This is a genomic window from Streptomyces purpurogeneiscleroticus, assembly GCF_020024005.1.
Classification (GTDB): domain Bacteria; phylum Actinomycetota; class Actinomycetes; order Streptomycetales; family Streptomycetaceae; genus Streptomyces; species Streptomyces purpurogeneiscleroticus.
In genome coordinates this window covers 1-8,956 of the sequence record NZ_NHSG01000486.1, presented here as the reverse complement: position 1 = coordinate 8,956, position 8,956 = coordinate 1, and the positions used below count along the sequence as shown (strand labels likewise).

6 protein-coding genes are annotated in these 8,956 nt (G+C 70.5%); 1 reads left to right on the top strand and 5 read right to left on the bottom strand.

The genetic code is table 11. From position 1 onward, the window contains the following. Positions 1–338: 338 nt before the first annotated feature. Positions 339–2,891: an SCO7613 C-terminal domain-containing membrane protein gene (locus CCS38_RS34840; protein ID WP_223737624.1), complete on the top strand. Its 2,553-nt coding sequence runs from the start codon at positions 339–341 to the stop codon at positions 2,889–2,891. A gap of 16 nt (positions 2,892–2,907) precedes the next feature. On the opposite strand, the gene CCS38_RS34835 is transcribed toward CCS38_RS34840, so the two are convergent. From CCS38_RS34835 to CCS38_RS34815, 5 genes are read right to left on the bottom strand one after another with little or no spacing between them, the layout of a single operon-like run. After that, positions 2,908–4,119 carry an amidohydrolase family protein gene (locus tag CCS38_RS34835; RefSeq protein ID WP_223737623.1) on the bottom strand — a complete coding sequence of 404 codons (1,212 nt, stop codon included), beginning with the start codon at positions 4,117–4,119 and terminating at the stop codon, positions 2,908–2,910. After that, positions 4,106–5,137 (bottom strand): ABC transporter ATP-binding protein, encoded by a 1,032-nt coding sequence (locus CCS38_RS34830; protein WP_223737622.1) that lies wholly within the window; start codon positions 5,135–5,137, stop codon positions 4,106–4,108. The genes CCS38_RS34835 and CCS38_RS34830 overlap by 14 nt, the downstream gene beginning before the upstream one ends. Continuing rightward, positions 5,134–6,210, bottom strand: a complete 1,077-nt coding sequence (locus CCS38_RS34825; RefSeq protein WP_372457207.1) for an ABC transporter ATP-binding protein — start codon at positions 6,208–6,210, stop codon at positions 5,134–5,136. The genes CCS38_RS34830 and CCS38_RS34825 overlap by 4 nt, the downstream gene beginning before the upstream one ends. Next, positions 6,210–7,211, bottom strand: a complete 1,002-nt coding sequence (locus CCS38_RS34820; protein ID WP_223737621.1) for an ABC transporter permease — start codon at positions 7,209–7,211, stop codon at positions 6,210–6,212. Before CCS38_RS34820 ends, CCS38_RS34825 begins: the two co-directional genes overlap by 1 nt. Further along, positions 7,211–8,929, bottom strand: a complete 1,719-nt coding sequence (locus CCS38_RS34815; protein WP_223737620.1) for an ABC transporter substrate-binding protein — start codon at positions 8,927–8,929, stop codon at positions 7,211–7,213. Before CCS38_RS34815 ends, CCS38_RS34820 begins: the two co-directional genes overlap by 1 nt. Positions 8,930–8,956 lie beyond the last annotated feature (27 nt).

Sequence of the window (8,956 nt, the reverse complement as noted above, 5' to 3'; positions counted from 1 at the left end):
TCCCGTCCTCGACGCGGAACTCCGCCCGCCCGGTGAAGCTGCCGGTGCGCCCACCGTCGTACAGCTCACGCTGCACGCTCCAGGCGCCGGCAAGGTAGGCGAGCGCATCGGGCACGGGATGGACGGTGGTGCTGGACGACGACATGACCACAGTTTCTCACCGGGCCCGGGTGACGCTGAGTACGAGTACTCATGCCGCGGCCGGCAGACCCACGGATACTCGCGCCATGCACATGGAATCGCCCGGCTGCCCGGACTGCGGAATGCCCCTTGGGGCACGCCCGCCCGCTTGGTGCAGCCGTTGCCGGCTGCCCCTGACCGGGCCGGACGCTGCGGCGTTGTGGCAGGTCACGGGGGAGCTGCAGGCGCTGGACGCGCGCAGGCGGTGGCTGGTGCAGCGGCACGGCGAGTTGCTGGCCGCGTTGCGGGCACGCCGGGACGCGCCCTCAGAGACGCCCATGACCGTTCCCGCGGGCGACGGCGTGGCAGGTGGTGGTCCGGCGCGGGAGGTCTCCGCGCCGTCCGCGCGGACCGCGCTGCTGATCGTCGGTGGCGTGCTGGTGGTCGTGGCCGCGTTGGTGTTCACCGTCGTGAGCTGGGGGCGGCTGGGCATCGGCGGGCGGGCCGCCGTACTGCTCGCGGTGACCGCATGCGCGCTCGCACTGCCCCGTCCGCTGCGGCGGCGGCAGCTCACGGCCACCGCCGAGGCCGCGGCCGCGGTGGGACTCGCCCTGGTACTCCTGGATGCCTATGCCGCCCGGGAGGCCGGACTCGGCGGTCTGGACGGCGTCGGAACGGCGGGTTACTGGGCGGCGCTCACCGCGCTGATGGCGGTGGGGACGCCGGTCTACGGCTGGTGGATGCGGCTCCGGCTCCCGCTGCCCGTGGGAATCCTGATCGCACGGCTGCCGGGCCTGCTGACCGCCGCGGCCCTGGGCGGCGGGGCCGCGGACTACGCGACCGCGATGATTGCCACTGCCGCGGTGGACTTCGCGGCCCTGTACGCGTTCACTGCACACGCCGCCACCGGGCCCGCCGCGTTCCGCGACCGGCTGGGCGGTGAGCGGACCGCCACCGCCCTGGTCATGGGGGTCCGGGTGGTCGGCAGCGGTTGGGCGCTGCTGGGCGGGGCGCTCGCGGTGGGGCACGCGGTGAGTGCCTCGTCGCCGGCCGAGGTGATGCGGTCCTGGCTGCCGTTGGGTCTGCTGGCGCTGCTGGGCGTGGCGCTGTGCCGGGGCTTCCGCGCTCTGGCTCTGCCGTTCGCGCTGCGCTCCGGCGGCGAGGGGGTTGCCGTCGTGGCGCTGGTCGTGGCCGTCGGGGCCGGCGTGCGGTGCGTTGTGCCCTCGGGGTGGGCCGTGGCCGGGTACGCGGCTCCGGCCGCGCTCATCGCGGTGTGGGCGGCGGTGCGCTGTGCGCGGAGCGGCCGGTGGGAGAAGACCGCGGAGAGTGGCCCGTTCGCACCGCCGCGCGAGGTCGCGGGGGCGGTGGGCGAGCTGGTCGCCGCCTCCACCATGCTGCTGCTGACCGGCATTGTGGCGCTGCCGGAACTCATGTACGCCCTCGCCCGGCCCGGCATCCCAGGCGTAGCGCTCTGGTTCAACGGTCACGCGCCGCCGTGGAGCTGGCAGCTCGCGGCCGCGCCGCTGGTCGTGCTCTGGCTGGCCGTCTCCGTCCTGGCCACCATGGCCGTACTGCGTGCCCGTACCGTCGGCGACCGGCACCCCGACCAACTGACGAACGCACTGCGCAACACCGCAGCGCTGGCCGCCGTCCCCGCGCTGCTCCTGCTGCCGGTGGCACTGGAGCTGCCGTACGAGTGGGTGCTGGCAACCGCGGCTGTGGCATCCGTCGCCCTGACGACCGTCCTCACCAGGGGCGTCGTGCGCCGGACGCCGGGGGCGGCACTCGTACCGATGCTCGCTGCGCTGGCTGTCACCGACGCACTCGCCCTGCTGTGGTCGTCGGCCGACCGGGTCGCCGTGCTGGTGGCATGGGGCGCCTTCGCCGCTTCGGCCGCCGTACTCGCCCACGTCCTCTCGGCGCCGACCGCCCGGCCCGCCGAGCGCGCAACAGCACGTGTTGCGGGTGCCTTGGCCGTCCTCGCCCTGGGTGTCGAGGCGGTCGCGGCCGGCATCACCGCAGCCCTTCCCACGCACGTCACCGCGTTCGTGGTCCTCGGGGTCGCCGCCGGCGCCGCCTGCGCCGCGGCGGCGTGGCACCGGACCCCGGGACGCGAACAGGTCTCCACGGCCGCCGAGGGCGCCGGGTATGTCCTTGCCGTCACCGCCATCGCCCTGACGGCCTTCCATCCCGGTGCGCTGAGCCTCGCCCTCGCCGTGACCGGGGTCGCGGGCCTGGCCACCGCGCTGCGCCCGGACCGCCGCCGCGCCGCACTCGTGGGTACCGCCCTGCTCATCGCCTCCTCCTGGGTGCGTCTCGCCATGGCGGACGTCACCTTCCCCGAGGCATACACACTCCCGGTCACGGCCGTCGCACTGGTCATCGGTCACCGCCGCCGTACGAGCGACCCGGAGACGGGCTCCTGGACCGCTTACGGGGCGGGGCTGAGCACGACCATGCTCCCCAGCCTGATCGCCATGTGGGGCGACGGGCACTGGGTGCGCCCGCTGCTCCTGGGCACTGCGGCCCTGCTCGCCACCGTTGTGGGCGTACGCACGCGCTTGCAGGCACCGCTGGTCGTCGGCAGCGGTGTACTCCTGCTGGTCGGCATGCACGAACTCGCCCCGACCGTGGTCCAGGTACTCGGCCTCCTCCCCCGCTGGGTGCCCCTGGCCGCGGCCGGCCTGCTCCTGCTGCTGCTCGGGGCCACCTACGAGAAGCGCATCGACGAAGCCCGACGCCTGCGCGACACGGTCCGCAGCATGGGGTGAGCCCCCCCCCCGCACGTCAGCCACCCACCAACTCCAGTTGGTCGGCGACCACGGCTCCGGCGTGCAGGACCGTGCGGTCGGTGCCACGGTCCATGACGGCGCTGGTCGGGGTTTCGCCGTCGACAAGGAGGAGGTCGGCGCGGTCGCCGACCTCCAGACCCGGGCGGTCGGCGACGCCGGACAGCCGGGCGGTGTCGTGGTTCATGATCGAGGCCCCGCCGATGGTCGCGACGGCCAGTGACATCTCGATGAGATCGTCGCGGCGGAAGTTGTTGGTGAAGGCCAGTTGCCAGGTGCGGTCGAGCATGTCGCAGTTGCCGTACGGGCTCCAGTAGTCACGCTGGCCGTCCTCGCCCAGGCCGACCCGTACGCCCGCCTCCGTCAGGGCCACCAGCGACAGTTGTCCGCGGTCCGGAGGTGCCACGGTGGCCATCGCGATGTCGAGTTCGGCGAAGTCGTCGATGATGCGGCGGCTCATGGATTCGGAGATCGAGCCGAGTTCATAGGCGTGGGACATGGTGACCTTGCCCTGCATGCCCAGCGCCCGGGTGCGTTCGAGTACCAGGTCGGTGGAGAACACGCCGAGGTGGCCCGGCTCGTGGAGGTGGATGTCCACCTCCACCTGGTACTTCTCGGCCAGCCCGAACACCACGTCCAGGTGCCCCTTGGGGTCCCGGTCGAGGGAACAGGGATCGATGCCGCCGATCACCTCGGCGCCCGACTTGAGGGATGCCTCCAGATAGTCGACGGTGCCCTTCTCGCGGAGGATGCCCGCCTGGGGGAAGGTCATGATCTGCACGTCTGCCCGGCCGGCGAACTTCTCCTTCGCGGCCACCACAGCGTCGAACTTCTCCAGCTTGCAGTCCACGTCCACCTGGGCGTACGACCGTACGCGGGTGGTGCCGCGGGCGATCATCCGCTCCAGCGTGCCGGCCACCCGCTCCTGGAGGGGCACCTCCGCGGTGCGCCAGTTCTGCCGGTCGTTGAGCATCATCGTCCAGACGCCCGGGCCGCCGGTGTGCGGCCGGAACGGCAGGCCGATCCGGGTCGAGTCCAGGTGTACGTGCACGTCGCTGAAGGACGGCAGCAGCAGTCGGCCGCGCCCCTCGACGACGGGGCCGGTCACTTCGGCAGCCGGGTCGTAGGGGCGGATCGCCGCGATGCGGTCGCCGGACAGTTCGATGTCGCTGCGCTCGCCGCCCCAAGGGCGGACGTCACGAATCAACACGGATGTCACCTTTCTCTTGCGCGGTACTGCGGTACGGCGAGATGTGATGGCAGGCGATGTCACCGCGCGGCACGCTGTCGGTGCACAGCTGCCGGTCTTGCGGGTCCAGGCCCTGATGTGCCGGACACCGGGACTGGAAGACGCAGCCGCGCGGTGGGTCGGCCGGGCTGGGCAGGTCGCCGGCCAGCCGGATCCGCCCGCTGCGGTCCGCCGCCGGGTCCGCCTGCGGGACGGCGGAGAGCAGCGCCCGGGTGTAGGGGTGGCGCGGAGCGTCGAAGACATCGTCGGTGTGTCCCTGTTCCATGATCCGGCCCAGGTACATCACCGCGATGCGGTCGGCGAAGTGCTTGACCACGGACAGGTCGTGGGCGATGAAGACATACGCCACGCCGGTGTCCCGCTGGATGTCCGCCAGCAGATTGATCACCTGCGCCTGCACCGAGACATCCAGCGCGGACACCGGCTCGTCGCAGATGATCAGTTGTGGGTCCAGGGCGAGCGCCCGGGCGATGCCCACGCGCTGCTTCTGGCCGCCGGAGAACTCGTGCGGGAAACGGTTGTAGTGGTCGGGGCGCAGCCCCACCCGGTCCATCAGGTCCCGCACCCTGGCCTTGACGCCGCCGGGTGGTGTGATCCGCTGGGCCAGCAGTGGTGCGGCGATCGCACTGCCCACGGACTGGCGCGGATTGAGCGAGGAGGACGGGTTCTGGAACACCATCTGTACCCGGCGGCGGTACTCCTGAAGGTCCGAGCGGCGGAGTTCGGAGATCTCCTGGCCGTCGAGCCGGATGCTGCCGGAGGTGGGTTCGAGGAGTCGCATGAGCAGCCGCCCTGTGGTCGACTTGCCGCAGCCGGACTCCCCCACCAGCCCGAGGGTCTCCCCCGCGGCTACCGAGAAGCCGACCCCGTCGACCGCCTTGATCACACCGCCGCCGGAACCGAAGACACTGGTCCCGAAGACACCGGAACGGATCGGGAAGTATTTGGTCAGGTCGGTGACCTGCAACAGTGGCGTCATCGGGCCACCTCTCCGGCCGGTTCCAGGGTCGTCAGGTGGCACCGCGACGGGTGCCCTTCGGGACCGGCCAGCGCCGGCCGCCGGGTGTCGCAGGCGTTGTCGGGTACCAGGTGCGCCTTCCGGCAGCGGTCGGCGAACAGGCAGCCCTCGGGCAGCGTCAGCAGTGACGGCGGGAAACCCGGGATCGGGCTGAGCCGCCGGGACTTCCCCACGAGCGAGGGCATCGAAGCCAACAGCCCTTGGGTGTAGGGGTGTTGTGGGTCGTTGAACAGGTCGGTGACGGTCGCCCGTTCCACGCACTCCCCGCCGTACATCACCACGACCTGGTGGCAGACCTCGGCGACCACACCGAGATCGTGGGTCACCAGGATCACCGAAGTACCGGTCTCGGCCTGCAACTCACCCAGCAGGTCGAGGATTTGGGCCTGTACGGTGACGTCGAGTGCGGTGGTGGGCTCGTCGGCGATCAGCAGCTCAGGTTCGCAGACCAGCGCCATGGCGATCATCGCGCGCTGCCGCATGCCGCCGGAGAACTCGTGCGGGTACGACGAGTAGCGACGCTTCGGGTCGGGGATCCCGACCCGGCCGAGCATGTCGACGGCGACCGCGGCGGCGGCCTTCTTGGAGACGTTGTTGTGTACTCGGTACGCCTCGGCGATCTGCGCTCCGACCGGGTAGAACGGATGCATCGCGGACAGCGGGTCCTGGAAGATCATCGCGATCTTCTTGCCGCGGTAGGCACGCATCTGTGCCTCGGTCAGCGGGTTGAGATCCTGGCCGTCCAGCAGGATCTGTCCGGTGACGCCGGCCGAGGTGTCCTTGAGCAGTCCCATCAGGGCCTGGCTCGTGACGGTCTTGCCGGAGCCGGATTCGCCGACGATACCGACGGTCTCGCCGCGTTGCAGTGTCAGGTCCATTCCGTTGACCGCGTGCACCACACCGTCGTCGGTCGGGAAACTCACCCGCAGATCGCGGATCTCCAGCATGGGTGCGGCTTCGGGCGCGGGAACGGCTTCGGACGTGGCTACGGCTTCGGGCGTGGGAGCGGGTGTGGGCGCTTCAGGTGTGGGCATCAGGCAACCCTCACTCGCGGGTCGATCACCGCGTAGGCGGCGTCGACCACGACGTTGGCGACGATGATGAAGAACGCGGCCATCATCGTGATGGCCATGGTGACCGGCAGGTCGCCGGCCTGCGCGGCGCGCACCGCGGTGAAGCCGATGCCCGGCACCGAGAAGATCTGCTCGGTGAGCACGGCACCGCCGAGGAGGAGGCCGATGTCCAGGCCGAGCATGGTGACCACCGGCGTGATGCCGGCGCGCGCACCGTGCCGGAACACAATGTTCCGCCGGGACAGGCCCTTGCTGCGCGCGGTGCGCATGAAGTCCTCGCCGAAGGTCTCCAGCATGTTGCCGCGGGTGACGCGGATGTACTGCGCGCTGAACAGCACGGCCAGCGCCACCCAGGGCAGCAGATAGTTCAGGAACCACCCGCCGGGGCCCGCGGCGCCGAACGGCGAGGCGATGTCGTTGGTGGTGAACGGCAGCACGTCCAGGGTGCTGACGAACACCAACAGCAGCAACAGGCCGGTCACCGGGATGGGCAGGGACACACCGATGGAGGCGGCACCGACGATCAGCTTGTCGGTGAAGCGGTTCTTGCGCAGCGCGGCCAGCAGCCCCAGGCCGACGCCGGCGACGGTCCACAGCACGATCGCGCCGCTGGCCACCGACAGTGTGTACGGCAGGGCCCGCTCGATGATGGTGGTGACGTCCTCGTTAGTCTGGAACGACTTGCCCATGCACGGCCAGGAGCACAGGGTGTCGGCGCCCGGCGCGCCGACCATGCGGCTGCCCACCAGCCCCGACATGTAGTCGGCGTACTGGACGAGGAACGGCTTGTCCATCCCGAGGGCGACCCGTGCCTCGGCGATGCGCTCAGGGGTGCACTCCTGGCCGCAGGCCGCCGCGGCCGGGTCCGCCGGGCCGAGCTGGAACAGGCTGAACGTCACGAAGCTGATGACGAGCAGCAGGGCGATCATCGCGGCGAACCGCCGCAGCAGGAAGCCGGCCATCAGCGTTCGACGCCGACGATCGACAGGTCGATGGCGCCGAAGAAGTACCCCACCTGCGCGTTACGGACCTTGGAGCCGACCACGCTGTTGGTGAAGCTGCGCACCAGCGGCACCAGCGGGTAGTCCTGCATGGCCCGGTCGAAGAGGGTGGCCCACTTCTTGCCCAGCTCCTCGCTGGTTCCGTTGGCACCGCGCAGCTTGTACATGTCGCGGGAGATCTCCGGGTCGAAGTAGCGCGGAATGTTGGAGAACCCGTACGTCTTGCCGTCGAGGCTCGGCCCCAGGTTGGGGTCGATGGTGGTGCGGACCGAACCGCTGTCCGCGCCGCCGCACCAGCCGCTGCGGGCGATGTCCGGCATGTGGTCGCCGGCCAGCACGGTGTAGTAGTTGGCGGCCGGGATGGGGCGCAGCTGCAGGTCGATGCCGAGCTTCTTGAGGTTCTGCTGCAGTGTGGTGCCGACGTTCTTGTACCGGGAGGTGGCGTCGGCGTAGCCGTACACCAGCTTCTTGGGCACCTTTCTGCCGTCGAGCAGCTTCTTGGCCTCGGCGAGCTTCGGCTTGCCCGCCGGGTCCAGGTCGGTGTGCTGCTGCACGTATCCGCGCTGGTCCGGGTTGATGTACGACTGGGCCATCCTGCCGAACCGGTTGCCGCCGTACTGCACGTGGATGGCGCTGCGGTCGACGGCGAGCGCGATCGCCTTGCGTACCTGCGGGTCCTTGATGGTCTCGGTGTTGAGGTTCAGCACGTCCGTGCAGCCCAGCAGGCCGGCCGCGGTGCGCTTCTTGATCTCGGGGGTGTTGAGTTTCGCGGTGTCGGACGCCTGCAGGCCGCCGGCGCTGTCCAGTGTGATCGCTCTCGGATCCGAGTCGGCGAGCAGTTGCTGGCTGATGGTGGCCTGGGCGGTGGAGAGGCTGAAGGTGAAGGTGTCCGGCAGGGCCGGGCGGTTCGGGTCGGTCTTCGGGTCCCACTGGTCATTGCGGACCAGCTTCATCGAGCGGCCGCGGTCGTACGACTTGATCTTGTACGGGCCGGAGGACACCGGGTGGTTGGTGTAGTCGAGCTTGGTGTCCTTGGCCCGCGGCACCGGCGCCGTGTTGGACCGCGAGACGAGGGCGGGGAATTCGGCGAACGGCTGCTTGAGGTGGAAGACGATGGTGCGGTCGTCCGGGGTGTCGATCGCCTTGAAGTCGCCGTCGGCGTAGGGGCCCTTGTAACCGTCGTCGGCCAGCGCCGAGTTGAGTTCCTGCGGGGCCTGGGTGTAGACGTCGCGGGCGTAGGTGCGCTCGACGCCGTACTTGATGTCCTTGCTGGTGATCGGCTTGCCGTCCTCGTACTTCAGGCCCTTTTTCAGGGTGTACGTCCAGGTGAGGCCGTCGGCGGAGCGCTTGCCCAGGTCGGTGGCGAGGTCCGGCACGATCTTCGGCGGCTTGCCGGCGGTCTCCTTGGCCATGGTCAGGGTGCGGTAGTACAGCTGGCCCACGTTGGCGGTCTGCACGTAGTTGCTGTTTCCGGGGTCCAGCGTCTGGAAGTCCGCGGACATCAGGACGTTGATGTTGCCGCCCTTGCCGGTGAAGCCCTTGCCGACCTGTACGGGGTCGAAGGCGCCGGCGTGGGAGCGGGAGCCGGAGCCGGGGGCGGGCTTGGGGCCGCCGCAGGCGGTCAGGGCCAGCCCGGCGGTCACCGTCAGGGCGAGCGCGGCCGTGGTGCCTCTGTTCACTGCGTCTCCTTGCGGATGGGTTGAGGG